The organism is Streptomyces sp. NPDC023573 (assembly GCF_055559735.1).
The window spans coordinates 265893-291109 of sequence record NZ_JBVHKB010000003.1 but is presented as its reverse complement, the minus strand read 5'-3'; the positions used below and the strand labels follow the sequence as shown (position 1 = coordinate 291109).

28 protein-coding genes are annotated in these 25217 nt (G+C 72.1%); 10 read left to right on the top strand and 18 right to left on the bottom strand.

Annotated elements, in window-relative coordinates:
• Window positions 1-21: 21 nt before the first annotated feature.
• From ACZ32T_RS11990 to ACZ32T_RS11970, 5 genes are all read right to left on the bottom strand, one after another.
• Window positions 22-1188 (bottom strand): ROK family glucokinase, encoded by a 1167-nt coding sequence (locus ACZ32T_RS11990; protein WP_356714477.1) that lies wholly within the window; start codon window positions 1186-1188, stop codon window positions 22-24.
• A gap of 132 nt (window positions 1189-1320) precedes the next feature.
• Window positions 1321-2181: an ATP-binding cassette domain-containing protein gene (locus ACZ32T_RS11985; RefSeq protein WP_467366570.1), complete on the bottom strand. Its 861-nt coding sequence runs from the start codon at window positions 2179-2181 to the stop codon at window positions 1321-1323.
• Window positions 2178-3227, bottom strand: a complete 1050-nt coding sequence (locus ACZ32T_RS11980) for an ABC transporter permease (RefSeq protein WP_467264093.1) — start codon at window positions 3225-3227, stop codon at window positions 2178-2180. The genes ACZ32T_RS11985 and ACZ32T_RS11980 overlap by 4 nt, the downstream gene beginning before the upstream one ends.
• Window positions 3224-4234, bottom strand: a complete 1011-nt coding sequence (locus ACZ32T_RS11975; RefSeq protein ID WP_467264091.1) for a sugar ABC transporter substrate-binding protein — start codon at window positions 4232-4234, stop codon at window positions 3224-3226. The genes ACZ32T_RS11980 and ACZ32T_RS11975 overlap by 4 nt, the downstream gene beginning before the upstream one ends.
• A gap of 210 nt (window positions 4235-4444) precedes the next feature.
• Window positions 4445-5206, bottom strand: a complete 762-nt coding sequence (locus tag ACZ32T_RS11970; protein WP_467366568.1) for a GntR family transcriptional regulator — start codon at window positions 5204-5206, stop codon at window positions 4445-4447.
• A 93-nt stretch (window positions 5207-5299) separates the two neighbouring features.
• On the opposite strand from ACZ32T_RS11970, the gene ACZ32T_RS11965 reads away from it, so the two are divergent.
• Window positions 5300-6304 carry a Gfo/Idh/MocA family protein gene (locus ACZ32T_RS11965; RefSeq protein ID WP_467264087.1) on the top strand — a complete coding sequence of 335 codons (1005 nt, stop codon included), beginning with the start codon at window positions 5300-5302 and terminating at the stop codon, window positions 6302-6304.
• A 13-nt stretch (window positions 6305-6317) separates the two neighbouring features.
• On the opposite strand, the gene ACZ32T_RS11960 is transcribed toward ACZ32T_RS11965, so the two are convergent.
• From ACZ32T_RS11960 to ACZ32T_RS11940, 5 genes are read right to left on the bottom strand one after another with little or no spacing between them, the layout of a single operon-like run.
• Window positions 6318-7514 (bottom strand): cytochrome P450 family protein, encoded by a 1197-nt coding sequence (locus ACZ32T_RS11960; RefSeq protein WP_467366566.1) that lies wholly within the window; start codon window positions 7512-7514, stop codon window positions 6318-6320.
• 11 nt (window positions 7515-7525) lie between these two features.
• Complete coding sequence (locus ACZ32T_RS11955) at window positions 7526-7954, bottom strand: PaaI family thioesterase (protein WP_467366563.1); 429 nt, start codon at window positions 7952-7954, stop codon at window positions 7526-7528.
• Window positions 7955-7960: 6 nt separating this feature from the next.
• Entirely contained in the window at window positions 7961-9133 is a 1173-nt protein-coding gene (locus ACZ32T_RS11950; protein ID WP_467264083.1) for a cytochrome P450 family protein, read from the bottom strand.
• Window positions 9134-9163: 30 nt separating this feature from the next.
• The gene (locus ACZ32T_RS11945; protein WP_467366561.1) at window positions 9164-9892 is read right to left on the bottom strand and encodes a response regulator; all 729 of its coding nucleotides are present in this window, start codon (window positions 9890-9892) and stop codon (window positions 9164-9166) included.
• A 31-nt stretch (window positions 9893-9923) separates the two neighbouring features.
• Window positions 9924-11141, bottom strand: a complete 1218-nt coding sequence (locus ACZ32T_RS11940; RefSeq protein ID WP_467264080.1) for a sensor histidine kinase — start codon at window positions 11139-11141, stop codon at window positions 9924-9926.
• Between the two features lie 145 nt (window positions 11142-11286).
• On the opposite strand from ACZ32T_RS11940, the gene ACZ32T_RS11935 reads away from it, so the two are divergent.
• Complete coding sequence (locus tag ACZ32T_RS11935; protein WP_467264078.1) at window positions 11287-11490, top strand: hypothetical protein; 204 nt, start codon at window positions 11287-11289, stop codon at window positions 11488-11490.
• Here the strand turns inward: ACZ32T_RS11935 and ACZ32T_RS11930 are convergent.
• Window positions 11480-12400, bottom strand: a complete 921-nt coding sequence (locus ACZ32T_RS11930) for a DMT family transporter (protein ID WP_467366559.1) — start codon at window positions 12398-12400, stop codon at window positions 11480-11482. The two genes, ACZ32T_RS11935 and ACZ32T_RS11930, sit on opposite strands and share 11 nt — an antisense overlap.
• A 223-nt stretch (window positions 12401-12623) precedes the next feature.
• On the opposite strand from ACZ32T_RS11930, the gene ACZ32T_RS11925 reads away from it, so the two are divergent.
• From ACZ32T_RS11925 to ACZ32T_RS11915, 3 genes are all read left to right on the top strand, one after another.
• Window positions 12624-13277 (top strand): TetR/AcrR family transcriptional regulator, encoded by a 654-nt coding sequence (locus ACZ32T_RS11925; RefSeq protein ID WP_467264075.1) that lies wholly within the window; start codon window positions 12624-12626, stop codon window positions 13275-13277.
• Window positions 13278-13359: 82 nt separating this feature from the next.
• A complete protein-coding gene (locus ACZ32T_RS11920) occupies window positions 13360-13809 on the top strand; it encodes a hypothetical protein (protein WP_467366557.1) in 450 nt (149 codons plus the stop codon).
• 7 nt (window positions 13810-13816) lie between these two features.
• The gene (locus ACZ32T_RS11915; protein WP_467366555.1) at window positions 13817-14422 is read left to right on the top strand and encodes a TIGR03086 family metal-binding protein; all 606 of its coding nucleotides are present in this window, start codon (window positions 13817-13819) and stop codon (window positions 14420-14422) included.
• Window positions 14423-14438: 16 nt separating this feature from the next.
• On the opposite strand, the gene ACZ32T_RS11910 is transcribed toward ACZ32T_RS11915, so the two are convergent.
• Window positions 14439-15062 carry a dihydrofolate reductase family protein gene (locus ACZ32T_RS11910; protein WP_467366553.1) on the bottom strand — a complete coding sequence of 208 codons (624 nt, stop codon included), beginning with the start codon at window positions 15060-15062 and terminating at the stop codon, window positions 14439-14441.
• Window positions 15063-15263: 201 nt separating this feature from the next.
• Between ACZ32T_RS11910 and ACZ32T_RS11905 the strand changes: the two genes are divergently transcribed.
• Window positions 15264-16100 (top strand): aldo/keto reductase, encoded by an 837-nt coding sequence (locus ACZ32T_RS11905; protein ID WP_467264068.1) that lies wholly within the window; start codon window positions 15264-15266, stop codon window positions 16098-16100.
• Window positions 16101-16106: 6 nt separating this feature from the next.
• Here ACZ32T_RS11905 and ACZ32T_RS11900 read toward each other — a convergent pair whose 3' ends face one another.
• From ACZ32T_RS11900 to allB, 3 genes are all read right to left on the bottom strand, one after another.
• Window positions 16107-16436 carry a putative quinol monooxygenase gene (locus ACZ32T_RS11900; RefSeq protein ID WP_467264066.1) on the bottom strand — a complete coding sequence of 110 codons (330 nt, stop codon included), beginning with the start codon at window positions 16434-16436 and terminating at the stop codon, window positions 16107-16109.
• 88 nt (window positions 16437-16524) lie between these two features.
• On the bottom strand, window positions 16525-17640 hold the full coding sequence (gene alc, locus ACZ32T_RS11895; RefSeq protein WP_467366551.1) for an allantoicase: 1116 nt from the start codon (window positions 17638-17640) through the stop codon (window positions 16525-16527).
• Window positions 17641-17643: 3 nt separating this feature from the next.
• Window positions 17644-18987, bottom strand: a complete 1344-nt coding sequence (gene allB, locus ACZ32T_RS11890; protein ID WP_467366549.1) for an allantoinase AllB — start codon at window positions 18985-18987, stop codon at window positions 17644-17646.
• 332 nt (window positions 18988-19319) lie between these two features.
• Here allB and ACZ32T_RS11885 point away from each other — a divergent pair, with 332 nt between their 5' ends.
• Entirely contained in the window at window positions 19320-20123 is an 804-nt protein-coding gene (locus tag ACZ32T_RS11885) for an IclR family transcriptional regulator (protein ID WP_401519446.1), read from the top strand.
• A gap of 32 nt (window positions 20124-20155) precedes the next feature.
• Here ACZ32T_RS11885 and ACZ32T_RS11880 read toward each other — a convergent pair whose 3' ends face one another.
• Window positions 20156-20836, bottom strand: a complete 681-nt coding sequence (locus ACZ32T_RS11880; protein WP_467264061.1) for an ABC transporter ATP-binding protein — start codon at window positions 20834-20836, stop codon at window positions 20156-20158.
• Entirely contained in the window at window positions 20833-21912 is a 1080-nt protein-coding gene (locus tag ACZ32T_RS11875) for an ABC transporter permease (RefSeq protein WP_467366547.1), read from the bottom strand. The genes ACZ32T_RS11880 and ACZ32T_RS11875 overlap by 4 nt, the downstream gene beginning before the upstream one ends.
• A 110-nt stretch (window positions 21913-22022) precedes the next feature.
• Between ACZ32T_RS11875 and ACZ32T_RS11870 the strand changes: the two genes are divergently transcribed.
• Window positions 22023-23249, top strand: a complete 1227-nt coding sequence (locus ACZ32T_RS11870) for a sensor histidine kinase (RefSeq protein WP_467366545.1) — start codon at window positions 22023-22025, stop codon at window positions 23247-23249.
• Window positions 23246-23878, top strand: a complete 633-nt coding sequence (locus ACZ32T_RS11865; protein WP_467264056.1) for a response regulator — start codon at window positions 23246-23248, stop codon at window positions 23876-23878. The genes ACZ32T_RS11870 and ACZ32T_RS11865 overlap by 4 nt, the downstream gene beginning before the upstream one ends.
• A gap of 48 nt (window positions 23879-23926) precedes the next feature.
• Here ACZ32T_RS11865 and ACZ32T_RS11860 read toward each other — a convergent pair whose 3' ends face one another.
• Entirely contained in the window at window positions 23927-24247 is a 321-nt protein-coding gene (locus tag ACZ32T_RS11860; protein ID WP_467264054.1) for a DUF5955 family protein, read from the bottom strand.
• A gap of 191 nt (window positions 24248-24438) precedes the next feature.
• On the opposite strand from ACZ32T_RS11860, the gene ACZ32T_RS11855 reads away from it, so the two are divergent.
• Window positions 24439-25044, top strand: coding sequence for a nucleotidyltransferase family protein (locus tag ACZ32T_RS11855; protein ID WP_467366543.1), 606 nt, complete (start codon window positions 24439-24441; stop codon window positions 25042-25044).
• Window positions 25045-25217 lie beyond the last annotated feature (173 nt).

Sequence of the window (25217 nt, the reverse complement as noted above, 5' to 3'; positions counted from 1 at the left end):
CCGCGGCTCGCGCGGCCCCGGTCACTCGACGGGGCGGGTGCTGCGCGTGTTCCGGATGGTGCTCGCGGCCTGGTCGTAGAACTGCGCGTACCGCTCGTAGCGCTCGACCCGGCGGCGGTTGGTCCGCCGGAACCTGCGGGCGACCAGGCGGGCGAGGTCCGCGGCGCCGACCATACCCGCCTCGGGGCCGAGCTGGGCCTTCGCGATGCGGGCCTCCGGGCGGTAGCCGCGGCCGGTGAGGTGGCGTTTGAAGGCGTCCCTGGCCGGGCCGATCAGCAGGTCGTCGGCCGCGCTGACACCGCCGCCGATGACGAAGCAGGACGGGTCGAGGGCGGCGGCGAGATTGGCGATGCCGACGCCGAGCCACTGGCCGATGTCCTGGAGGAGCTCGACGCACATGGCGTCGCCCTCGCGGGCCAGTTCGGTGATGAGCGGCCCGGTGATGTCGGGGATGTTGCCCTTGACCCGCTCGATGATGCCGTGCGCGACCGGGGAGTCCGCGGCGGCCAGCTCCCTGGCCTCACGTACGAGGGCGTTGCCCGAGCTGTACTGCTCCCAGCAGCCGCGGTTGCCGCACGGGCAGCGGTGCCCGCCGGGCACCACCTGCATATGGCCGAACTCACCCGCGACGCCGTACTTGCCGCGCTTGACGTGCCCGTCCTCGAGGATCGCGCCGCCGATGCCGGTGCCCAGCGTGATCATGACCAGGTGGTCCTCGCCGCGGCCGGCGCCGAAGCGCCACTCCGCCCAGGCCGCCGTGTTGGCGTCGTTGTCGACCATGACGGGGACGACGAGCCGGGAGGCGATGGCGTCGCGCAAGGGCTCGTCGCGCCAGGCCAGGTGCGGGGCGAACAGCACCTTGGAGCGGTCCGCGTCGACCCAGCCCGCGGCGCCGATCCCGACGGCGTGTACATCGTGCCGGTCGGAGAGGTCCAGGACCAGCTCGACGATGGTGTCCTCGACGACCTTGGGGCTCTTGGACTTGTCGGGCGTCTCGGTGCGGAGGGTCTCCAGGATGTTTCCGTCGGCGTCGACGACTCCGGCCATCACCTTCGTCCCGCCGATGTCGATCCCGACGGTGGGGACCCTGGGTGCCGTGAGGTGCGAGCGCCGCTCCTTGGTGCCGACAGTCCGCAGGACGGTGGCGCGGGCGGAGCCGCGGTGTGTGAAGTCGCGGTACGTGCTCATCGTCCCTGCGCAGGTCGGGGGGCCGGTCGGTGATCCGTCCGGCGGCGGACGGCGCCCGCCGCACACGATTCTGCCATTCCCCCGCCCCCGGAACCGGTCTCCGGCCCCGGGGCGGGGGGTGCGGACCGTGGTTCACGGGGTGCTGTCACCGGCGGGCCGGCCGCCGAGGTGGTCCGGCGAGGGGGCTCGTTCGAGCTCGTGGCTGAGCTCGTCGAGCTCGCTCCCACCGGCCATCTGGCGGGTCAGTTCGTCCAGTGTGACGCCGTCCTTCGTATGGCTTCCGGACATCGCTCCACGCTTGAGCATCACGAACCGGTCACCCACGAGGTACGCGTGGTGAGGATTGTGCGTGATGAGGACCACGCCGAGCCCGGCGTCCCTGGCGGCCGCGACGTACTTGAGCACGACGCCCGACTGCTTGACGCCCAGCGCCGCGGTCGGCTCGTCGAGGACGAGGACCTTGGCGCCGAAGTACACGGCCCGGGCGATGGCCACGCACTGGCGTTCACCGCCTGACAGGGTGCCGATGGGTTGATCGACGTCACGCAGGTCGATGCCCATGCGCAGCAGCTCCGCGCGGGTCGTCTCGCGCATCCGCCGTACGTCGAGGCGCTTGAAGGGGCCGGAGCCCTTCGTCGGCTCGGAGCCGAGGAAGAAGTTGCGCCAGACCGGCATCAGCGGAACGACGGCCAGGTCCTGGTAGACGGTGGCGATGCCCCGGTCCAGGGCGTCGCGCGGGTTGGCGAGCGTGGTCTCCTCGCCCTCGATCAGGAAGGTCCCGGCGTCGTGCCGGTGCAGCCCCGCGATGATCTTGATCAGGGTGGACTTGCCGGCGCCGTTGTCACCGAGGACACAGGAGATCTCCCCCGCGTGCACCTCCAGCGAGACGTTCTCCAGGGCCTTGATGTTGCCGTAGTACTTGCTGACGCCGTCGAGCTCGACGAGCGCCGGGCCGGCCGTGTCCCGGGGGGCCGGAGCCTGGGTGGCCGTCATTTCGTCGCCTCCGCGCGCTTGCGTACCCATGCGTTGAGCAGGGTGGCCAGGAGCAGCATCGCTCCCAGGAAGAACTTGAACCAGTCGGGGTTCCACTCCGCGTAGACGATGCCCTTGCTGGTCATGCCGAAGATGATCGCGCCGATGGCCGATCCGACCGCGGAGCCGTAGCCGCCGGTGATCAGACAGCCGCCGATGACGGCCGCGATGATGTAGATCAGCTCGTTGCCGACGCCCTCGCCGGACTGGACCACGTCGTACGAGAAGAGCAGATGCTGCCCCGAGACCCATGCGGCGAAGGCGACCCCGAGGTAGAGCCCGATCCGTGTACGGATCACCGGGACGCCGACCGCGCGTGCGGCGTCGGCCTCGCCTCCGACGGCGAAGATCCAGTTGCCGAAGCGGGTGCGGATCAGGATCCAGGTGGCGATCGCCACGAGCACCGCCCACCACAGGATGGTGACCTTCAGCTCGACGTCGCCGATGGTGAGGTGGGACGCGAAGACCTTGCGGGCGGAGTCGAAGCCCTCCATGTTCCCGATGGCCTTGGTCGAGACGGTGCCGCCGATCAGCTTGGTGAAACCGAGGTTCAGGCCGGTCAGCATGAGGAACGTGCCGAGCGTGATGATGAAGCTCGGGAGCTTGGTGCGGGTCAGCATGAAGCCGTTGAACGCGCCGAAGCCCAGGGTGACCAGCAGCGACACGAAGACGCCGACCCAGACGTTGGCGGTCATCTGGTAGCTGAACATCGAGGAGATCAGCGCCGAGCTGGTCACCATCACACCGGCGGAGAGGTCGAACTCGCCGCCGATCATCAGGAGCGCCACCGGCGCCGCCATGATCCCGATGGTGGAGGCCGCGTACAGCACCGTGCCGAGGCTGGAGGCCTGGAGGAAGCTGTCGGCGACGATCGCGAAGAAGAGGAAGACGGCCACCGCCCCGACGACCGAGCCGAGCTCGGGCCGGCCGAGGAGCTTGCGCAGCGGGGAGGTGCGCAGCAGGCGTTCGTCGGTGTGGGGCGCCGCCGGTTGCCCGGTCGCTGTCATCGCGTGCCCCGATTCGTGTACTCGGCGAGCGCGTCGGCGTCCTTGGAGGTGATGACCTGCGGGCCGGTCAGGACGGGCAGGCCGCCGCCGAGCACGTTCTGGTTGTAGCGGTAGAGCCAGAGCAGGTCGACGGCCTCGTAGCCCTGGAGGTAGGGCTGCTGGTCGACCGCGAAGCCGAGCGTCTTGTTCTGGAGGCCGGTCGCGACGCTCGCGTTGAGGTCGAAGGTGTCGATCTCGGCCTTGCTGCCCGCGGTCTGCTTCGCCTTGACCGCGGCGGCGGCGAAGGGTGCGCCGAGGGTGACGACCGCGTCGATGTCCTGGTCGGAGTCGAGCTTGGCCTCGATGGACGCCTGGACGTCGGGCATGTTGGTGCCGTCGACGTAGAGGTTCTGCATCGTTCCGTCGAAGGTCTTCTTCGCCCCGGCGCAGCGCTGCTCGTGGCCGACGTTGCCCTGCTCGTGCAGGACGCAGAGCACCTTCTCGCGCTTCCGCTCGTTCAGCTCGTCGCCGACGGCCTCGCCCGCGATGGACTCGTCCTGGCCGATGTGGGTGAGCGCGCCGAAGGCCTTGGACTCGGCGGAGCCGGAGTTCACGGTGATCACGGGGATGCCCGCCTTGACCGCCTTGGCCACGACGGTCTTCATCGAGTCGGGCTTGGCCAGCGAGACGATCAGGCCGTCGACCTTCTTGTCGATCGCGGTCTGGACGAGCTCCGCCTGCTGCTGGCCCTCGTCGCTGTGCGAGTAGAGGAAGTTGATGTTGTCCTTGACGGCCGCCTGCTTGGCGCCCTTCTGGACGATGTCCCAGAAGGTGTCGCCATCACCCGAGTGGGTGACCATGGCGAACGTCCAGCGGGGCGTGTTCACCGCGGACCGGCCTTCGGCGGCCTGAGCGGCGCGCTCCTCCGCCCGCTTGCCGCCGGTGCTGCTGCATCCCGCGAGGGAGGCTGCCAGTACCGCTGCCAGCACGGCGCCCATCGCGCGTACCCCTGTCCGAACCCTTGCCACGACGCCGTGCCCTTCTTGTGCTGCTCGCTGTGCTGCCTGGTGAAGCCGGGGAGGGCGGACTCGCCGCCCGGCGGGCCAAGTATCCCCGAGCCCGGAACGGTGTGGACCGGCAGGGGCGCGGGCCGCGCCCTCCCGTCGTTCTAGCGACCTTGCATGACCGCGTCAACGTTTTTGTCCGAACATTCTTACCGGCGGCCGCCTGCCGGGGATTCAGGGCCGGACGAGCAGCTGGAACTCGAAGGCGTACCGCGAAGCCCGGTAGACGTGCGAGCCGAATTCGACCGCCCGCCCGCCGTCGTCGAAGGTGGTGCGTTCCATGGTCAGCAGCGGGGCGCCGGCGGGCTCCGCGAGCAGCTCGCCCTCCTCGGTGGTGGCGGCGCGGGCGCCCACGGTCTGCCGGGCGCTGTGCAGCGTGATGCCGGCGGCACGCATCATCCGGTACAGACCGGTCGATTCCAGCCGCTCGGTGGAGAGGTCGAGCAACTGGGGCGGCAGGTGGTTGCGCAGGAGCGCCACCGGCTCGTCGTGCGCGTAGCGCACCCGCTCGACGAGATGGACGTCACTGCCGTCCTCGACCCCGAGCGCGGCGGCGACCTCGGGCGCCGCCGGCTCGACCGTGTTGCGCAGGACGCGGGTCGCCGGTCGCCGGCCGGCCGTGTCCAGGTCGTCGTAGAGGCTGCTCAGTTCGAGCGGACGCTTGATGCGGCTGTGCACGACCTGGGTGCCGACGCCCCGCCGTCGCACCATCAGCCCCTTGTCGACGAGCGACTGGATGGCCTGGCGGACGGTGGGCCGGGAGAGTCCGAGCCGTGCGGCGAGCTCCAGTTCGTTGCCGAGAAGGCTGCCGGGCGCGAGCCGCCCCTGCTCGATGGCCGCCTCCAGCTGCTGGGCCAGCTGGTAGTAGAGCGGGACGGGGCTGGTGCGGTCCACGCCCAGCCCGAGGGCGGCGGAGTCGGCGGCGGGTTTGGGCACGGCACGGAGCGTACCTCCTGCCGCCTCGCCACACCCCTCAATTTGTCAGGACATATAGTTGACAGTGCGTCCGGTGGGCGGCACGTTGGGTCCATGCGCATCGGACTCATCGGCACGGGCCGGATCGGTTCCTTCCACGCGGGCGTCCTGGCACGCCATCCCGCGGTCACCTCGCTCGTGGTGACGGATCCGGACACCGCCCGCGCCTCGGAGGCCGCCGCGCGGACGGGGGCCACGGCTCTCGCGTCCGCTCAGGAGGTCCTCGGTGCGGGGGTCGACGCGGTCGTGATCACCTCGGCCACCTCGGCGCACGCGGATCTCATCGGCCGGGCCGCCCGGGCCGGTCTGCCCGCCTTCTGCGAGAAGCCCGTCGCCCTGGACCTGGCGGGCACGCTGGGCGCGCTGCGCGAGGTCGAGCGGGCCGGCAGTGTCCTCCAGCTCGGCTTCATGCGCAGGTTCGACGCGGGCTACGCCGCGGCGCGCGCCGCCGTGCGCGGCGGGAACCTGGGCCGGCTGCACACCGTGAGGGCGGCGACCTCCGACCCCGCTCCCCCGCCCGCCGCCTATCTGCCGCTCTCCGGCGGCCTGTTCCGGGACTGCCTGGTGCACGACTTCGACATCCTGCGCTGGGTGACGGGCCGCGAGGTGACCGAGGTGTACGCCACCGGGTCCGACGCGGGCCCGGCGATGTTCCGGGAGGCTGGTGACGTGGACACGGCGGCGGCGCTGCTGACCCTCGACGACGGCACGCTCGCCACGGCGACGGCCACCCGGTGCAACGGCGCCGGTTACGACGTGCGCATGGAACTGGCGGGCGAGCGGGACCAGATCGCGGTCGGCCTCGACGACCGTACGCCGCTCACGTCCGCCGAGCCGCAGGGGCCGCCCGCTCCCGCCAAGCCGTGGCCGGGCTTCCTGGAGCGCTTCGCCCCGGCGTACGAGGCGGAGCTGGACGCGTTCCTCGCCGTCGTACGCGGAGAGCTTCCGAACCCGTGCGACGGCCGGGAGGCGCTGCACGCGCTGCGTGTCGCCGAGGCGTGCGAGCTGTCGCGCCGGGAGCGCCGCCCCGTACGGATGGCGGAGATCGCCGAGGCCTGAGTCCCCGGCCCCGCTACCAGGCCACCGGCAGGCTCAGCGGACCCCGGATCAGCAAGCCCGTACGCCAGGAAAGGCCGGCCGGGTCCGCGTCGAGCCTCAGCTCCGGGCAGCGTTCGAGGAGCGACCGGATGGCGACGCGGGCCTCGATGCGGGCCAGCGGAGCGCCCAGGCAGTAGTGGATGCCGTGGCCGAAGGCGACGTGGCCGCGGGCGTCCCGTGTGATGTCGAAGCGGTCGGCGTCCGGGTAGCGGGCGGGATCGCGGTCGCAGTCGGCCATCGCGACCAGGACGAGCTCGCCACCGCCGGGGATCACCGTGCCCAGGACGTCGAGCGGCTCGGTGGTGAAGCGGTAGGTGGGCGTCTCGACGGGCCCCTCGTAGCGGAGGGTCTCCTCGACCGCGTTGTCGATCAGGCTGAGATCCGCGCGCAGCGCCGCGAGTTGCCCGGGGTGCGTCAGCAGGCTGAGGACGGCGTTGGAGATGAGGTTGACCGTGGTCTCGTGGCCGGCGACGAGCAGCAGCCAGGCCATGCCGATGAGTTCGTCGGCGGAGAGCTGGTCGCCGTCGCCGTCCGAGGTGTGGATCAACGCGCTCATCAGGTCCTCCCCGGGGGCCGCGCGCTTCTCCTCGATCAGCCCGGTGAGGTACGCGGTCATGGCGGCTTTCGCCCGGCCGCGCGCTTCGGCGTCGAGGGACGAGACCGCGGTGTCGGACCATGTGCGGAAGGCCTGCCGGTCGAGGGACGGCACGCCCAGCAGCTCGCAGATGACGGCCATCGGCAGGGGGACCGACAGCGCTTCGACCAGGTCGGCGGAGCGGCCGGGGCCACCGGTCATGGAGTCGAGGAAGCCGTCCGTCATCTCCTGGACGCGCGGGGCGAGCCGTTCCATGCGGCGCGGGGTGAACTCCCGGGCGACGAGACGGCGCAGCCGGGTGTGGGCAGGGGCGTCACTGCCCAGCATGGACGTGCCCGAGGACACCTTGCCGACGCCCAGCGAGGGCGACGCCTTCGCCCAGTCCTTGGAGAGCCGCTGGTCGGCGAGGAGGGCGCGCCCCGCTTCGTACCCGACGACCAGCCAGGCCTCGGCGCCCTCCGGGATGCGGACACGGTGCACCGGACCACTGGCGCGTAAGCGCGCGTAGACGGGATACGGGTCGCGGATGAAGTCGTCGCCGAGGGCGCCGAGGTCGAGCAGTGCCTGGGTGGTCAACGTGTTTCCCTTCAGACGGGGCGGGCGGAGAGGACGGTGCCCTGCGCGACCGCGCAGAGGGTTTCCGCCCCTTCGTCGTCCACGGTGTGCAGGTCGCAGCGCACGACGGCCTGTCTGCGGCCGGTGTGGACCGCCTCGGCGCGGGCACTCAGGGTGCGGCCACTCGCCGGCCGGACGTACCGGATCGAGAAACCGCCGGTCAGGACGGCCGCTCCCGGCGTCGTCCCGGCGGCGAAGATCAGCGCGTTGTCGGCCGCGCAGGAGAGCACCCCGCCGTGCGGGAACCCGTTCTGCTGGGTGAGTTCCTTGCGTACGTCGACCTCGAGGACGGCCACGCCGTCCCCGAACGCCGTGATCCGCGCGCCGACGAGCCCGCTGAACGGCCGGCTGCCGAGGACCTGCTGCGCCGTGTCCAGGGTGAGTCCGGTCGTGGACGCCATCTCACCTCACCAGCGCACCGGAAGGCGGCGGACGCCCCGGAGGAGCATCCCGGGCAGCCAGTCGGGCTCCCCTCCGTCCGGGTCCCGGACGAGTCCGGGGCAGCGCTCCAGCAGGGCGCGGATCGCGATGCGGCCCTCCATCCGGGCCAGTGGGGCGCCCAGGCAGAAGTGGATGCCGTGTCCGAAGGCCAGGTGCCCCTGGGCCTCGCGCCGGATGTCGAAGGTGTCCGGGTCCGGGTAGCGGCCGGGGTCACGGTCCCCGGAGCCCAGGGCGACCAGCACGACCTCGCCCTGCGGTATGACGACCGGGCCGATGGCGACGGGTTCGCGGGTAAAGCGGAAGGTGGCCGTCCCCACGGGTCCGTCGTAGCGGAGCATCTCCTCGACGGCGCCGTCGATCAGCTCGGGCCGGGCGCGGAGCAACGCCAGCTGGTCGGGGTGGTCGAGCAGTGCGCGTACGCCGTTGGAGATCAGGTTCACGGTCGTCTCGTGGCCCGCGACCAGGAGCAGGAAGGCCATGCCGATCAGTTCGTCCGGTGACAGGCGGTCGCCCTCGTCGTCATGTGCCTGGATCAGGGCGCTCATGAGGTCGTCGCCCGGGGCGCACCGCTTGTCCTCGATCAGCTCTTCCAGATAGGCGCCCATCGCGTGGACCGCCTCGCTCTCCTTCTCCGGCGAGACCGGCGTGACGATGGCGTTGGACATCTGGCGGAAGGCGTCCCGGTCGATGTCGGGGACACCGAGGAGCTCGCAGATCACGGTCATCGGCAGCGGAAAGGCGAACGCGTCGATGAGGTCGGCGCTCCCGGCGGGGGCCATCGCGTCGAGGAGGTCTCCGGTGATCTGCTCGACGCGCGGGCGCAGCGCCTCGATCCGCCGGGCGGTGAATTCGCGTGCGACGAGTTTGCGCAGCCTGGTGTGGTGCGGGGCGTCCATCTCCAGCATGTTGGCGTTGATCGGGTTGCTCGTCGCCGAGAACTGCTCCGCCGTGCGCCAGTCCTTGCTGTACCGCTGGTCAGCGAGGGCCGCCCGGGCCTCCTCGTAACCGACGATCATCCAGACGCGCTCGAAGTCGTCGGTACGGACCGGGTGGACCGGCCCCTCGGCGCGCAGTTTCGCGTAGTACGGATACGGATTCGCGCTGAAGTCCGCCGCTCCGCGCAGATCGGTCACTGTCATCGTCCCGCCCCCTCATCCGGTCTGACCGGTTCAGCCTAGGCGGCCGTCCGGCGCCCCGTCCTCGTCCTCATGGAGGAGACCGGCGTCGTGCACCAGCAGCGCGATCTGGACACGGTTGTTGAGTTCGAGCCTGGCCAGGATCCGGGAGACGTGCGCCTTGACCGTCGCGACACTCAGGTGGAGCGCGGCGGCGATCTCGGCGTTGGAGCTGCCCCGCCCGACGGCCGAGGCCACGTCCCGCTCGCGCTCCCCGAGCTCGGCGAACCGCTGCCTGGCGCGTGTCCTGCGGTCCTGGCGGTCGTCCGCCGGGTCTCCCGCCGCACGGGCCATGAGCCTGCGGGTGACGGCGGGCGAGAGGACGGGTTCACCGGCCGCGACGCGCAGGACCGCCTCGACGATCTGCGCCGGCGGGGTGTCCTTCAGGACGAAGCCCGCGGCCCCCGCGCGGATGGCGCGCAGCACCTGCTCATCGGCGTGGAACGTGGTCAGGACGATGACCTCGGGCGCGCCGGGCCTGCGCCGGAGCTCCTCGGTCGCGGCCAGCCCGTCCTTGCCCGGCATGCGGATGTCCATGAGCAGGACGTCGGGGCGGGTCCGGGCGACGAGGGCGGCGGCCTCGGTGCCGTCGGAGCCTTCTCCCACGAGGTCGATGCGCTCGGCGCCGCCGAGCATCAGGGCGAGTCCGGCACGCACGAGCGGGTCGTCGTCGATGATGGCCAGCCGGACCGGTGGCGTTTCCGGAGACATGGGGGCGCTCATACCGGCCACGGCAGCCGGGCTGTCGGAGTTCTCATGCCGGCCACGGTAGCCGGGCCTCGACCGTGAATCCTCCGTCCGGGCGCGGTCCGTGGTCCAGACTGCCGCCTGCCAGGCCCGCCCGTTCGGTGAGGCCGATGAGGCCCTGGCCGGATCCCGGGACCGGATCGAAGGGCTCGGCGGGTGCGGGGTTGCGGACCTCGATGGTCAGACCGTCGCCCGGCCCGCCGGCCACGGTGACGTGGACGGGGGCTCCGGGCGCGTGTTTACGGGCGTTGGTCAGCGCTTCCTGGGCGATGCGGTAGACCGTGCGTCCGGTGGCCGCGGGCGCACGGGCCGGGTCGGCGACGCTGTTGGCCAGCGTGACGTCCATGCCTGCCGAGCGGGACTCGTCGATCAGGGCGTCCAGGGTGACGAGCGTGGGCTGGGGCCTGTTCCCGTCGTCGGCGTCGCCCGGTCCGCGCAGCACACCGATGATCTCGCGTAGGTCCTGGAGCGCCTCATGGGCGCTGTCCCGGATGACTCCCGCCGCTCTCGCGACCTCGGCCGGGGGCGCGTCGGGCCGGAATTCGAGGGCACCGGCGTGGACGCTGAGCAGGGTCAGCCGGTGGGCGAGGACGTCGTGCATCTCGCGGGCGATGGCCTCCCGCGCCAGCCGCTGTGCCTGTTCGGCCCGGAGCGCGGCCTCGGCCTCCGCCCGGCGCGCGCGTTCGCGCAGGGTGACGACCAGCCGGCGCCGTGAGCGTACGACCATGCCCCAGCTGAGCACGAGGAGGACGAGCAGCACCCCGATGACGGTGGAGGCGAACAGCGACGCCTCGGGGTCCGGGCGCAGCAGCGGCTGCACGGGGGCGACGACGAGGGCGCCCGCGCCGACGACGGCGACCTGCTTGTACGGACGGTGCACGGCCAGGCTGAACAGCCCGATCAGCATGGCCCCTGCCGCGACGGGTTCCACCAGGCTGAGCACCGTCAGGCCCACGGCCACTGCCACGGGCCACCTCCGCCGGACCCAGAGCACGCAGCACGCCACCGCCCCGATGAGCGAGTCGGCGAGGACGACACCGTCCGGTGTCGTCGGGTCGGCCTCGATCGCCGCGAGGGCGACCATCCCGAAGCCCGCGGCGCAGAGGAAGGCCGTGATGTCGACGGCCCAGTCCCGCACGGTCCGCCGCGAGCCGCCCCGGTCGCCGGACAGTTCGTCGTCGGCCAGGGCGGAGGGCAGCAGCCAGCGGTACTCCGTACGTGTCATGTCGACAAAGCTACGCACGCGGAAGGCCCGGGGACGCCTGTCCGTGCCAGGGAGATACCGAAGTCGTACGATCCGAGACTTCCGTCGGTGGGCCGCATACCGGTGGCCGACGCGGGCCGGGGGCGGCCCACGCCAGGCTCGGGCCATGAAGAAGTTCGTGGAGTCGGTGGGATTCATCGTGTTCGCGCAGGGCGCCGCGGGACTGCTGTACGAGTGGACGGGCTGGTTCCGTCTGTGGGCCGTGGTGGCGAAGCTCGACTTCCTCGACGACTACGGGCTCTTCGTCAACATCGTGCTGGTCGTGACGGGCGCGGCCGTGATGATCGCGGCGGACTCGATCAGGACGTGACGTCCGCGCGGCGGCGGCCCCACGCGGTGCCGGCCAGCACGAGTACCGCGCCGAGCGCCCCGAGCGCACCGAGGCGCTCGCCGCCGATCGCGATGCCCGCGGCGGCGGCCCATAGCGGCTCCGTGCCGAGGAGCAGGCTGACGCGGGACGGAGAGGTACGGCGTACCGACCACATCTGGACGAAGAACGCGAACAGCGTGCAGAACACGGACAGGAAGAGCAGCCCCGCCCACTCGGCGGCACCGAAGTCCGCCGCCACGCTCCAGGGCGCCGGCCCGGTCCCGGGCACGGCGGCCAGTACGGCGAAGACGGCGACCGCACTGCCGAGTTGCACCGTGGTCAGGGAGAGCGAGTCGGCGTCCTGGACCGCCTTGATGCGCGCCATCGCGAGGACGTGGACCGTACGGGCGACGGCCGCGAGCAGCATCAGCAGGTCGCCTGCCGAAGGGCTGGTGAAGCCGGCGCCCTGGGTCAGCAGCACCACGCCCGCCACGGAGAGGCCCGCCGCGGCCAGGAAGGCGGCCGGCGGCCTGACCCGGGTGACGGCGGCCTCGGCGAGGGGGGTGAACACCATGGTGAGGCTGATGATGAGCCCCGCGTTGGTCGCCGACGTGTGCACGACCCCGTACGTCTCCAGCAGGAAGATCCCGCTGAGCACCAACCCCAGCAGGCCGGCGCCCCGCCACTGCGCGCCGCTCAGCGCCCGCAGCCCGCGCCATCCGGCCACGGCCAGGGCGGGCAGCACGATCGCGAAGCGGAGTACGAGGACGGCGATCACGGTGTGCGTCGTGGTGATGCCCTTGGCCGCGAGGTAGCTGGCCCCCCAGACGGCGGCGACGAGCAGGAGCGGCAGATCGGTGACCCACGCGCGGCGGGGCGGGGCGAGTGCAGGCAGGGCGGCAGCGGACACCTTGAGTCTCCTGGTTCTCCACGGCGGGAACGATGTGGAGACCTCGCCGGCTCACACGGGGAGCGATCACCGTACCGAACGCCGCCGTGCTCGGGAACCGCTGTCCGCGGGGTGACTCGGCCACCTGTTCGCAGGAGTCGTCACCGCTGGATGCGGTCCCCCGGAAGTGCGGGCTCCTCCTAGAATGTCGGTCTTGGGACGCTCGGACACACGGAGTTGGCACATGGGTGGAGCGCGGCTGGACGGACGGGTCGAGCGGGGGAACCAGACCAGGCAGCTGGTGCTGGGGCGCGCGGTCCACGTCGCCTCGACCGAGGGACTGGAGGGCCTGTCGCTCGGCCGGCTGGCCACGGAACTGAAACTGAGCAAGAGCGGGGTGTTCGCCCTCTTCGGCTCCAAGGAGGAGCTGCAGCTCGCCACGGTGCGCGCCGCGGTGACCGTCTTCGTCGAGCATGTGCTGACCCCGACCAGGGCGGCTCCGCCCGGGCTGGGCCGTGTCTGGCGGATGTGCGAGAGCTGGCTCTCCTATTCGCAGCGCCGGGTGTTCAGCGGCGGTTGCTTCTTCTACGCGACCATCGCGGAGTTCGACTCCCGGGAGGGCAAGGTGCACGACGCGCTGGCCTCCACCCAGACGGGGTGGGTCACCTTCGTGGAGGAGACCCTCGAAGAGGCCAGGGTGCGGGGGGAGCTCGTCGCGGACACGGACGTCTCGCAGCTGGCCTTCGAGCTCATCGCGTTCATGGAACTGGCCAACGCGGAGTCCGTGCTGCACAACAACAACCCGGGCTACACCAAGGCGACGCGGGCCATCCTGGGGCGGCTCCACACGGTCGCCACCGACCCTTCCGTGCTGCCGGCGGGCCCGGATCAAAAGTAACTGCACGACCGTTCGTTTAGTTGTATGGTCGGCGGGAGGCCGGACACGGGTCCGGCCCGTTCACCTCGACGGAGGTCCGGCCATGCCGTCCGGCATCTGGAAGACGTCCTGGGCCTATGGCCCCGCCGCGCACGACATCGGCCCCCTCTCGACCGTCGTGGTCAGCGTCACCGAATTCGTCACGCACCGCCCGTGGGGCACTCCCGCCGTGGCGGTCGAGGGCCTGCGACTGCGGCGGAGCTGGTCTCGGATGCCCGGGGCGGCCGCCGTCCGTCTCTGGGCGGACACCGGTCTCCGGCTGAACCGCTCGGGGTCGGTCACGGTCTGGGCCGACGAGGCCTCGTTGGCGAGTTTCGTCACCCGGCCCGACCACATGCGGGTCGTCCGGGCGTTCCGGGGGCGGGGGGTGATGCGGGCGAAGCTCAGGGAGACCACACCCGTCGCACTCGCCGGCCCGGACGCCGGTCCCTGGCCGACGGCGGTCTGGACGTACGCGGAACGGATCCTGACCGGCACCGAGCCCTGGAACTGAGGCTGCGATGGACATCGTCCTGCTCGACCGCACCGCCGTCCTGGAGTCCGTACGTCTCGTGGCCCAGGCCCGCCCCGGAGACTGGCGGCGACCGACTCCGTGTGACCGGTGGACCCTGCGGGAGCTGGTGGGACACATGACCGCGCAGCACCACGGCTTCGCGGCGGCCGCGCGCGGAGAAGGCGAGGACGCCGGCGCCTGGCGGCTTCCGGATCTCGGCGACGACCCGGCCGGCGCCTACCGGGCCGCCGCCGCCACGGTCCTGGACGCCTTCGCTGCCCCCGGCGTGTCCGGGAGAGCGTTCGCCCTGCCGGAGATCAGCGAGCGGGCGGTGCCCGGACTGCGGGCGATCGGGTTCCACTTCATCGACTACGTGGCGCACGCGTGGGACGTGGCCGCCGCTCTCGGGCTCTCCGCCCGCCTGCCGGACCCTGTGCTTCGCGCGGCCCTGCCGCTCGCCCTGGCCGTACCGGACGGGGACGCACGGCGCGCTGCGGGCTCCGCGTTCCGCCCTTCCGTCCCTGCAGACGGAGGGGCCGGGCACGGCACGCTCTCCCTGTTCCTGTCCGCCCTGGGGCGGAACCCCGCCTGGACACCCCGACGAGAGCGGTGATCCTCGGCCCGGCGGGTCACGGCCGCGATTCGAAGTCCTCGAACCGGGCGGGCCCGGCGGGCCGGTAGGTGTGGATCGCGATGCCGCTTCCGGTGGTCCGGGCCCCGGTCAGCTCGAAGGCCGTCGGCTGCCCGCCGTCCGCGAAGAGGCGCTTGCCGCTGCCCAGGTAGACCGGGTACACGAGCAGGTTGACCTCGTCGATCAGGCCGTGCGCCAGAAGGGACCGTGCCAGGGTGCCGCTGCCGTGGATCTGCAGCTCGCCCTCCGCCGTCCGTTCCTTGAGCCGGGCGACCTCGGCCGGCACGTCGCCGGAGACCACTGTCGTATTCTCCCACTCCGGGTCGGTCAGGGTGGTGGACACGACGTGCTTGGGCAGTGTGTTGAGACGGGTGGCGATCGGGTCCTGCGGGTCGGTGACCCTGGGCCAGTAGGCCGCGAAGATGTCGTACGTACGCCGTCCGAGGAGAAAGGCGCCCGACCGGTCGAAGACCTCGTTGGTGAAGGCCGCCATGCCGTCGTCCGCGAAGGGCACCAGCCAGCCGCCGTACTCGAACCCGCCGCTGGTGTCCTCTTCCGTGCCTCCGGGCGCCTGCATCACACCGTCGAGGGACACGAACGTGGTGAGGGTCAGCTTCGCCATGGTCCCGCTCCTTCGCCTCGTGCCAGGGTCGTGGGTCCTGGCAGTCCGTCTGCTTCCACCCGTTCTGATCCCACTTTCGGGCGAAATTCGTCGGTACGCCCGGCGAGGTCCGCCGCGAAACCGGGGCCGGCGCCGCCGCGCGCCGCGCCCGGCGGCCCGCCCTACGCTGGCGGGGACGGTACGCGAACGAAATGGGAGACCATGAGCCAGACACCGCCCCCGGTCCGCAATCTGCACGACGGCAGCACCATCCCCGCGGTGGGTCTCGGCACCTGGCCGCTCGACGACGCGGCGGCCGAGCAGGCCGTCGCCGGGGCGCTGCGGGCCGGCTACCGGCTCGTGGACACCGCGCTGAACTACGGGAACGAGACCGGCACCGGCCGCGGCATCGTGAGCTCCGGAGTGCCGAGGCAGGACGTCTTCGTCACGACCAAGGTGCCCGGGCGCCACCACGGCTACGAGGAGACGCTGGCCTCCTTCGAGGAGTCGCGCGGCAAGCTGGGGCTGGAGTACGTCGATCTGTATCTGATCCACTGGCCGCTGCCCCGGGTGGACAAGTACGTCGGCACCTGGAAGGCGATGATCAAGCTCCGTGAGGACGGCCTCGTACGCTCCATCGGCGTCTCCAACTTCACGGCTGAACACCTGGACCGGCTGGAGCGGGAGACGGGTGTGCTGCCCGTGGTGAACCAGATCGAGATGCATCCGCTGCTGCCGCAGGCGGAGCTGCGGGCGGTGCACGACGCGAAGGGCATCGTCACGGAGAGCTGGAGTCCGCTGGCCCGGGGGCGCCAGGTGCTCGAGGCGCCCGAGGTGGTCGCCACCGCCAAGGCTCATGGTGTGACGCCGGGCCAGGTCGTGCTGCGGTGGCACACGCAACTGGGGGCGGTGCCGATCCCGAAGTCCGCGGACCCCGGGCGGCAGCGGGAGAATCTGGACCTGTTCGGTTTCGAGCTGACACAGCGGGAGCTGGACCTGATCGGGGCCCGGCCGCCTCACCGCTTCGGCGGGGACCCCGACACGCACGAGGAGTTCTGACCTCGGTCACCGGTTGCGCGGGGTGACCTCCGACATCCGGGACCATTCGTCCCCGGGAACCTCGACGTTGATGATCTCCGGCACCTCGCTGACGAGCTCCGACATGGTGTCGATCGCCTTCTTGAAGTGCTCGGAGTTCACATGCGCCGCACCCGCCTCCTGGGAGGCGAACCCTTCGAGCAGGACGAACTGGTCCGGGTTCTCGACGCTGTAGGACCAGTCGAAGAAGAGGTTGCCCGGCTCCTGTCGGGTGGCGAGGGTGAAGTCCTCGACGGCCGGGAGCCAGTTGTCCCGCTCGGCGGTACGCACGGTGAACTTGACGGCGATGAAGATCATGGCGACTCCTGGTCGTGGCGGCGGCGTCCCGACCAGGGTCCCATACCTGTACAGGCCGGGCATGAACCGGCACACCAGGCCCGGACCGTCAGCCGCCGAACGCCTCGTGACGGGCGGTCAGCCGCGCCGCCCCCTCCTCGGTGAGCGAGCCGAAGAGCCGCAGCCGGGAGATCCCGCCGTCCGGGAAGATGTCGATCCTGACGTGCGTGGAGCACGCGGGCTCCGGCAGGACGAAGCGGTGGTTCGTGTCGGGCTGGAGCCGGGTGCGGGGCAGGATCTTCGACCACTCGCCGTCCTCGCCGTCCCTGACCGAGATCTCCGCCCAGCCCGCCGCGTTGCCCTTGAGGCAGGCCGTGTCGATCTCGACCGCCCGGATCTCCGACCGCTCCGCCAGCCGGTAGCGGATCCAGTCGTTGCCCTTGTCGCGCCGGCGGCGGGTCTCCCAGCCGTCGTCCATCTTGTGGGAGCGTCCCGGCGCGATGGTGTTGGTGGCCGGGGAGTAGAAGCGGTCGGAGGCGTCCTCGACCTGGCCGCCGTTCTCCAGGGCCGCCAGATCGAACGCGCCGAGCGCGGTGAGCCATGCCGGGTCGGGGGCCACCTCGCCGTGGACGCGCAGGCGGGCTATGCCTCCGTCGGGGTGCTGGTTGACCCGGAGGTGGGTGAACCGCTGCCCCGCGTCGACGGCGAAGCCGTTGGCCGCGTGCCCGCCGACGGGCGTACGGGGGACGAGGGTCGTCCACTTCACGCCGGGCGCGAGGAGGTCCTCGGGCGACGGGGAGCCGGGCAGCGAGGCCCCCTCGACGGAGACCGACTGCGGGTAGTTGCCGCGGAAGTGCGCGGTGTCGACGATCAGCCCGCGCACCACACCGGGAGCGCCGAGGCGCACGAGGGCCCAGTCGTGGTCCTCGTCGGTGGGGTGCGGCTCGGCGGCGCCCGTACCGCGCCGGCGGCGGGTCTCCCAGCCGTCCATGATCTTGCCCTTGTGTCCGAAGCGCTCGGGGTCGAACTCCGCGGGTCCGGGCTTCAGCAGGTTCTCGCGCTCGGCGAAGAACTCGTCGTTGGCGGCGATGACCCCTGCGCCGAGACGCCGGTCTGCGAGGTCCACGAGGTGGGTGAAGGGGAAGTCGGCGGTGCGGTAGTCGGCGTACGGGTCTCCTCCCCCGTACGGGCTCGCGTCGCCGGTGAAGTGCGGTGTCGCCGTCATGGGTCAGCGGTTCCTTTCGAGGAGGCGGCCGGTGGGTTCGCCGAGTACGCCGTCGGCCGCGATCCGCGTGCCGCGCAGCCAGGTGGACCGGACGACGCCGTGCAGGGTCTTCCCCGCATAGGCGGTGACCTGGTTGCGGTGGAAGAGTCCGGCCGGATCGACGGTGAAGGTCTCGTCGGGGGCGAGGACCGCGAAGTCCGCGTCCCGCCCGGCCTCGATGGCGCCCTTACGGGTGAGCCCGGCGAGCTCCGCGGGGGCGGCGGACATCCAGCGGGCCACGTCGTCGAGGGTGTGCCCGCGCCGGCGCGCCTCGGTCCAGATGGCCGGGAGTCCCAACTGGAGGGAGGAGATGCCGCCCCACGCGGAGGCGAAGTCGGGGGTCTTGAGGTCCGTGGTGCAGGGCGAGTGGTCGGAGACGACGCAGTCGATCGTGCCGTCGGCGAGGCCGGCCCAGAGCGCGTCCTGGTTCGCCGCCTCCCGGATGGGCGGGCAGCACTTGAACTCGGTGGCCCCGTCGGGGACTTCCTCGGCGGTCAGGGTGAGGAAGTGCGGGCACGACTCGACGGTGACGCGTACGCCCTCGCGCTTGGCGGCGGCGATCAGCGGCAGGGCGTCGCTGGAGGACAGGTGCAGGACGTGCACGCGGGCGTTCAGCCGCTTCGCGTGGGCGATGAGTCCCTCGATAGCGGTGTTCTCCGCGTCGCGGGGGCGGGAGGCGAGGAAGTCGGCGTACTTCTCCCCGCTCCTCTGCGGGGCCTCGGCCAGGTGGTGCGGATCCTCCGCGTGCACGATCAGGAGCCCCCCGAAGCCCGCGATCTCGGCCATCGAGCGGGCCAGCTGCTCCTGGTCCAGCTCGGGGAACTCCTCGACGCCCGAGGGCGAGAGGAAGCACTTGAAGCCGAAGACCCCGGCCTCGTACAGCGGGCGCAGATCCTTCGTGTTGGAGGGGATCGCACCGCCCCAGAAGCCGGTGTCGACATGCGCCTTGGGGCCGGCCACGCCCTGCTTGACCCGCAGGTGCTCGACCGTGGTGGTCGGGGGGAGGGAGTTGAGCGGCATGTCGAGGAGGGTCGTGATGCCGCCCGCCGCCGCGGCGCGGGTGGCGGTCCAGAAGCCCTCCCACTCGGTGCGGCCGGGGTCGTTCACATGGACGTGGGTGTCGACGAGGCCGGGCAGCAGGACATCGTCCCCGAAGTCCTCGACGTGGGCACCGCCGGGCACCTCGGTGTCGTACGGCAGGACCGCCTCGATCTCCCCGCCGGCGACGAGCACCGCCGCCGCGCGGGTTCCCTCGGGGGTGACCACGCGCGTCGAGCGGAGTACCTGCTTCTTGTCCACTCCGGACACCTGTGCTCCTCACGCAGACTTCAACGATTTGTTGAAGGAGTCTTCACTCGGGAAAGCGGCCCGTCAAGACCCCTCCTCCCCCTCGGGGGACCGGGGGAGCACCCGTGGCGCCGATTGGACATTTCCACGAAGTAGAAGTTCTTTTTCGTCAGGCGAAACGTAGAATAGGCCATGTGCGGCACCACCGCGCTTCGGGCCGAACGCGGCCCGGACCACCGACACCAGGACAAAACAGGTCCTGACCGGCAAGGACGCCGCACCGGGAGCAGTGGGCCGATCGGGAACAGCCCGGTAGGCTGCTGCCTTGCCTCCGCTTCGAAAGGACCGTTGACGTGCCGCCGTCCCACGCCAGCACATCCGACTCCAAGCCCGCCGGTCCCAGCGGCGGCGTGCAGTCCCTCGAGCGCGCCTTCGATCTCCTGGAGCGCATGGCGGACGCCGGGGGCGAGGTCGGGCTCAGCGAGCTCTCCGCGAGCAGCGGACTCCCCCTCCCGACCATCCACCGGCTGATGCGCACCCTGGTCGTCTGCGGCTACGTGCGCCAGCAGCCCAACCGGCGTTACGCGCTGGGCCCCCGTTTGATCCGCCTCGGGGAGTCCTCGGCCCGCCTGCTGGGCACCTGGGCGCGGCCCTACCTCCAGCGGCTGGTCGAGGAGACCGGCGAGACCGCGAACATGGCGCTGCTCGACGGGGACGAGATCGTGTACGTCGCGCAGGTGCCCTCGAAGCACTCGATGCGGATGTTCACCGAGGTCGGCCGGCGGGTGCTCCCCCACTCCACCGGTGTGGGCAAGGCCCTCCTCGCGGACACCCCGGCGGACGAGGTGCGGGCCCTGCTGGCCCGTACGGGCATGCCGGCGGCCACCGAGAAGACGATCACCACTCCCGACGGCTTCCTCGACGCGCTCGAACAGGTGCGGAGGGCGGGCTACGCGGTGGACGACAACGAGCAGGAGATCGGGGTCCGCTGCCTCGCGGTCTCGGTGCCGGACTCCCCCACCTCGGCGGCCATCTCCATCTCCGGGCCCGCGGGCCGGGTGACGGAGACGGCGACCGAGCGGATCGTGCCGATCCTGCAGCAGATCGCGAAGGAGCTCTCGGAGGCACTGGCCAGCAGCGGCGGCCCGACGGGCTGAGCCTCTCGGACCGGGGCGGCCCGGTCGGCCCCTCAGGCCGGTGCGGGCACAGAGAGGCGTCCGTCCTCCATGCTCACCGTGGTGTCCACCCGCTCCAGGTGTGCCCGGTCGTGGGTGACCATGACCGTGGCCGTCGAGCGCTCCCGGGTCAGCCCGAGCAGCAGGTCGAGGACCGCCGCGCCCCGTTCGTGGTCGAGCGCGCCGGTCGGCTCGTCGACGAGCAGCACCGCGGGTTCGTTCATCAGGGCGCGGGCGATGTTGATCCGCTGGCGCTGACCACCGGACAGCTGGTGCGGTCTGCGGCCGGCCTTGTCGGCCAGGCCCACCGAGTCCAGGAGTTCCAGAGCCCGGCCCCGGGCCGCGCGCACCGAACCGTGCGACAGATGTGCCATCACCTGGAGCTGCTCCAGGGCCGTGAGCGACGGAAGCAGATGGGGCTGCTGGAAGACGATGCCGATACGGTCCCGGCGCAGTGCGGCCTTGTCGGCGCGGCCGATCCCGGCGGTCTCCGTACCGGCGACGACGACGCGCCCGCGGTCCGGGGTGACGAGCGTGGCAGCCACCGCGAGAAGGCTGGACTTGCCCGAACCGGACGGTCCGACGACCGCCGTGAGCGTGCCCGCCGGCACCTCCAGGGAGACCCGGTCGAGCGCGGTGAGCCGGGCGTCGCCGTCGGGGTAGGTGAGGGTGACATCGGTGAGGGTGAGGGTCATCGGGCGCTCCCGAGTGCGGTGAGAGGGTCGACGGCGGTGATCCGCCGGATGGACAGGGCTGCCCCGAGCGCGCCGAGGACGATCATCACGCCGGCCGGGACGAGCACGGTCGACGCGTCGAGGACGAACGGCACCGCACCGCCGTCCCCGCCGACCAACGCGCCGATCCCCGAGGCGAGCGCGGTGCCCACGCCCGTGCCGACTGCCAGCATCACCACGGCCTGCCCGAGCGCGTCCTTCAGCAGATACGGGGTGGAGGCACCCAGCGCCTTGAGCACGGCCACGTCGCCGCTGCGCTGGATGGTCCAGACGGTGAAGAAGGCGCCGACGACGAGCGCGGAGACGGCGAAGAGGAAACCGCGCATCAGCTGGAGTGAGCCGTTCTCCGCCTGGTAGGAACCGATCGCCGTGAGGGAGTCCTCCAGGGTCAGTGTGCTGGTGCCCGCGGCCCTGTCACCGGCGGGGATGTCGGCGCCGCCGGTCGTGGTCAGGGCGATCACGGTGGCCTGCCGCCCGGTCCCGCCGATGCGCTGCCAGTCGGCGAGCGAGGTCCACACCACCGGCGTGTGGCTGTAGGAGGCGTCACCGCCGACCGCCGCCACGGTCATCCGGGAACCGCCCAGGACGAGGGCGTCCCCGGCCGTGGCGCCGAGCTCGTCGGCCGCCTGCCCGGAGAGCACGACCCGGCCCTCTCCCACGCCGGCGGGCGCGAGCCCGCCGTCCGGCCGGGCGCCGAAGGCCGACACCGCGGCCGTACGCCCCCCGTCGCCGGCTGCGGCGTCCAGCGTCCGGATGCCCAGGGGCCGGGCGGCGGTGACGCCCGGCCGCTGGGCCCAGGCGCGCCAGGCGCTCTCCTTCACGGCCGAGTCGGAGAAGGACACCGACCGGCCGTCCGGTGGCGCGGCGAACGCGACGCGGTCGGCGTCCAGCCCGGTGACGGCCGAGGTGTTCTCCCTTCCCAGGCCGGCCGTGAGGCCGGACAGCAATCCCACGAGCAGCGTGATCAGCACGACGACCGTGCCCATGAGGGCGAACCTGCCCCTGGCGAACCGTAGATCTCTCCATGCGACGAACATGACTCCAGGCTCACGCCCCGGACCTGCGGAAACATCGCGCGCCGGACGGGGCGGACATCAACCTTTCGATTGACCGGCCCGACGCCCGGCGCGTCTACGCTGGAACGGTCATGGATTCGCGCGCACCCACCTCCGTCACCACCGCCCTGCGGCTCTGTCTGCACGCGCTGCTGGTGGGGCTGCTGCTGCTCGCCGCGCTCCGCGCCACCGGGGACGGTGCTCCGCACGCCACGGCGGTCGTCGCACTGGCGGGTGCGATGGCCGCGCTGTACGCGGCGGGCGCGCTCGCCCCCGTCGTCCGGCCGCGCACCCGGGCCGCCGCCGTCTGGCTCGCCGCGCTCGGCGCCGTGTGGCTGGCGTTGCTCGTCCTGTCGTCGGACGCGCTGTGGGTGGCCTTCCCGCTCTACTTCCTCCAACTGCACCTGCTGCCGGCCCGGTGGGCCCTGCCCACCGTGGCGGGCACGGCCGCGGCGGCGATCGCCAGTTTCGTGCTGCACGGGCAGCAGGTCACGCCGGGCACCTTCATCGGCCCGCTGCTGGGCGCGGCGGTGGCCGTCGCGACCGTGTTCGGCTACGACGCCCTGTTCCGCGAGAGCGAGCGGCGCCGCGAACTCATCGACGAGCTCGTCTCCACGCGCGCGGAGCTCGCCGACGCGGAGCGTGCCGCGGGCACGCTGGCCGAGCGGGAGCGGCTGGCCCGGGAGATCCACGACACCCTCGCCCAGGGCCTGTCGAGCATCCAGCTCCTGCTGCGGGCCGCCGAGCGTTCGCTGCCCGGGGACTCCCCCGCGACCGCGCACGTCCGGCGGGCCCGTGAGGCCGCCCAGGACAATCTGGCCGAGGCCCGCCGCTTCGTCCGGGCCCTGACCCCGCCGGACCTGCAGCGGGGTTCCCTGACGGCGGCCCTGTCCCGCCTCTCGTCGCGCAGCTCGGCGCCGGACCTCTCGGTGCGGTTCGCGGTCAGCGGCAGCCCGGTCGAGCTGCCCACTCCGTACGAGGTGGCGCTGTTGCGGACCGCGCAGTCGGCGCTGGCCAACGCGGTGCGGCACTCGGGTGCGCGGCGGGCGGAGATCACCCTCAGCTTCATGGAGACCTCGGTGGCCCTGGACGTGGTGGACGACGGACGGGGTTTCGACACGGCCGCCGAGCCGGTGACGAGCGGCGGCGGGGGCTTCGGGCTGCCCGCGATGCGCGCACGGGCCCGTTCACTGGGCGGGACGCTGAGTGTGGAGTCGGGCCCCGGCCAGGGGACGGCCGTCGCCGTCACCCTGCCGCTCCCGTCGGCCGGCGGGCCGGCCGCGGATGGCACCGGGACCACGGAAGGCAGGGCGGCGTGACCGGCCCGGTCAGGCTGCTGCTCGCCGACGACCATCCGGTGGTCCGGGCGGGGCTGCGCGCGGTCCTGGACACCGAGCCGGACTTCCAGGTGGTCGCCGAGGCATCCACCGCCGAACGGGCCGTCGCCCTGGCTGCGACCGGCGTCTGCGACGTGGTCCTGATGGATCTGCAGTTCGGCTCGGGGATGCACGGGGCGGAGGCCACCGCGGCGATCACCGCCGCCCCGGGCGCACCCCGCGTGCTGATCCTCACGACGTACGACTCGGACGCCGACATTCTGGCCGCCGTCGAGGCGGGCGCCGGCGGCTATCTGCTGAAGGACGCCCCGCCGGAGGAGCTGGCCGCCGCCGTGCGGACGGCGGCGGCCGGCCGCTCGGCGCTGGCACCGGCGGTCGCCCACCGGCTGATGGACCGCATGCGGACACCGGCTCAGGCACTGACCAGGCGTGAGCTGGAGGTGCTCCAGCTGGTCGGCGAGGGCCTGTCGAACCAGCAGATCAGCAAGAGGCTCTTCCTGAGCCAGGCGACGGTGAAGTCCCACCTGGTGCACATCTACGCGAAGCTCGGCGTCGACTCACGCACCTCGGCCGTGGCCGCGGCGACGGCACGGCGGCTGATCCGCCGCTGACGTCACGGTGCGGCGCCGACGGCACAGGCACGGCCGACAGCTCCGGCGTCACGGGCGGCGGCGCGGCGGCTCCCCGAAGAGCTCGACGGCGACCCGCACGTCCCGCAGGCCCGGGGCCAGCGCGCTGACCGAGCCGATCGCCCCCGCGACCAGCAGCAGCGAACGACGCAGCCTGGGTACCTCGGGCCTCCCGCTGACCGCCATGGCGTCCAGCGCGGCCAGCTCGTCCTCGGCGATTCCCCGGTCCGGGAACTCGGCGGGATGTCCGGCGAGTTCGCGGCGGAGCCGGGAGACGGCCGTACGCAGCTCCGTCACCCTCGGGTCCTCGCCGCTCCCGGTCAACCGCTCCTGCCCCACGCTTCGCAACAAAGCACTCCCCCTCGCACGTCATTGTGCCGGTGTGTCGACCCGGTCCCGGGCGGCGGTCAAGTGCCCGGTGCCGTCCGCAAGTTAACGCCACCGGAGGTGGCGTGCGCCACTGTGCGGACAAGGAATCAGCGTACCTCCGAGGTGTGACAGCCACTCCTCCGGCAGGCACGGCCAAGTGGTATCCAGGGCACATGGCTCACACACAACCGATCCCCGTCATCGCCGGAGTGCTGCTCGCCGCCGGTGGCGGCCGTCGCCTCGGCGGCCGGCCGAAGGCCCTGCTGGAACACCGCGGCCGCCCGCTGGTCGAGCACGCGGTCCGGTCACTGCGCAACGGCGGGTGCGGACCCGTCCGCGTCGTCCTGGGTGCGGCGGCCGAGGAGGTCCAGGCCCTGGCGGACCTCTCGGCATGCGAGGTGACGGTGAACCCGTCGTGGGAGGAGGGCATGGGCTCCTCGCTCCGGGCGGGCATGGGCGCCCTCGCCGGTTCGGACGCGGACGCGGCTCTCGTGCTCCTGGTCGACCAGCCGGGCATCGGGCCGGAGGCGGTGGCGCGCGTGCGCTCGGCCTACCGCTCCCGGGAATCGCTGGCGGCTGCCGCGTACGACGGGGAGCGCGGCCACCCCGTGCTGTTCGGGGCCGGCCGGTGGGCCGACATCTCCGCGGCGGCGGCCGGCGACCAGGGGGCGCGGGCGTACCTGCGGGCGCATCGCGATGCGATCACGCTCGTCGAGTGTTCCGATGTGGCTCAGGCGTACGACATCGACACGCCGGAGGACCTGACACTCCTGGAGTGAACGGACCGTGCCGGACCTGGCACGGGGCGCCACCGGAGCGGCACGTCTGTCGACCCGGAGAATCTCGACATCAACAAACCATTGAACTTCCACCATGAGGAAACTAATATCCACTGATCAGAAGCCCATGGTTCCGCTTCCGGTTCCTCGGCGGTACCCATGGCCGTATCTCG

Excerpts from the sequence above, each read along its gene's own strand:
- ACZ32T_RS11910 (WP_467366553.1), bottom strand. The coding sequence starts at position 15,062 with ATGGCGAAGCTGACCCTCACCACGTTCGTGTCCCTCGACGGTGTGATG.
- ACZ32T_RS11950 (WP_467264083.1), bottom strand. The coding sequence starts at position 9,133 with ATGACAGTGACCGATCTGCGCGGAGCGGCGGACTTCAGCGCGAATCCG.
- ACZ32T_RS11955 (WP_467366563.1), bottom strand. The coding sequence starts at position 7,954 with ATGGCGTCCACGACCGGACTCACCCTGGACACGGCGCAGCAGGTCCTC.
- ACZ32T_RS11905 (WP_467264068.1), top strand. The coding sequence starts at position 15,264 with ATGAGCCAGACACCGCCCCCGGTCCGCAATCTGCACGACGGCAGCACC.
- ACZ32T_RS11875 (WP_467366547.1), bottom strand. The coding sequence starts at position 21,912 with ATGTTCGTCGCATGGAGAGATCTACGGTTCGCCAGGGGCAGGTTCGCC.
- ACZ32T_RS11925 (WP_467264075.1), top strand. The coding sequence starts at position 12,624 with ATGGGTGGAGCGCGGCTGGACGGACGGGTCGAGCGGGGGAACCAGACC.
- ACZ32T_RS11900 (WP_467264066.1), bottom strand. The coding sequence starts at position 16,436 with ATGATCTTCATCGCCGTCAAGTTCACCGTGCGTACCGCCGAGCGGGAC.
- ACZ32T_RS11855 (WP_467366543.1), top strand. The coding sequence starts at position 24,439 with ATGGCTCACACACAACCGATCCCCGTCATCGCCGGAGTGCTGCTCGCC.
- ACZ32T_RS11945 (WP_467366561.1), bottom strand. The coding sequence starts at position 9,892 with ATGAGCGCCCCCATGTCTCCGGAAACGCCACCGGTCCGGCTGGCCATC.
- ACZ32T_RS11920 (WP_467366557.1), top strand. The coding sequence starts at position 13,360 with ATGCCGTCCGGCATCTGGAAGACGTCCTGGGCCTATGGCCCCGCCGCG.
- alc (WP_467366551.1), bottom strand. The coding sequence starts at position 17,640 with ATGACGGCGACACCGCACTTCACCGGCGACGCGAGCCCGTACGGGGGA.
- ACZ32T_RS11880 (WP_467264061.1), bottom strand. The coding sequence starts at position 20,836 with ATGACCCTCACCCTCACCGATGTCACCCTCACCTACCCCGACGGCGAC.
- ACZ32T_RS11940 (WP_467264080.1), bottom strand. The coding sequence starts at position 11,141 with ATGACACGTACGGAGTACCGCTGGCTGCTGCCCTCCGCCCTGGCCGAC.
- ACZ32T_RS11985 (WP_467366570.1), bottom strand. The coding sequence starts at position 2,181 with ATGACGGCCACCCAGGCTCCGGCCCCCCGGGACACGGCCGGCCCGGCG.
- ACZ32T_RS11990 (WP_356714477.1), bottom strand. The coding sequence starts at position 1,188 with ATGAGCACGTACCGCGACTTCACACACCGCGGCTCCGCCCGCGCCACC.
- ACZ32T_RS11980 (WP_467264093.1), bottom strand. The coding sequence starts at position 3,227 with ATGACAGCGACCGGGCAACCGGCGGCGCCCCACACCGACGAACGCCTG.
- ACZ32T_RS11915 (WP_467366555.1), top strand. The coding sequence starts at position 13,817 with ATGGACATCGTCCTGCTCGACCGCACCGCCGTCCTGGAGTCCGTACGT.
- ACZ32T_RS11965 (WP_467264087.1), top strand. The coding sequence starts at position 5,300 with ATGCGCATCGGACTCATCGGCACGGGCCGGATCGGTTCCTTCCACGCG.
- ACZ32T_RS11870 (WP_467366545.1), top strand. The coding sequence starts at position 22,023 with ATGGATTCGCGCGCACCCACCTCCGTCACCACCGCCCTGCGGCTCTGT.
- ACZ32T_RS11935 (WP_467264078.1), top strand. The coding sequence starts at position 11,287 with ATGAAGAAGTTCGTGGAGTCGGTGGGATTCATCGTGTTCGCGCAGGGC.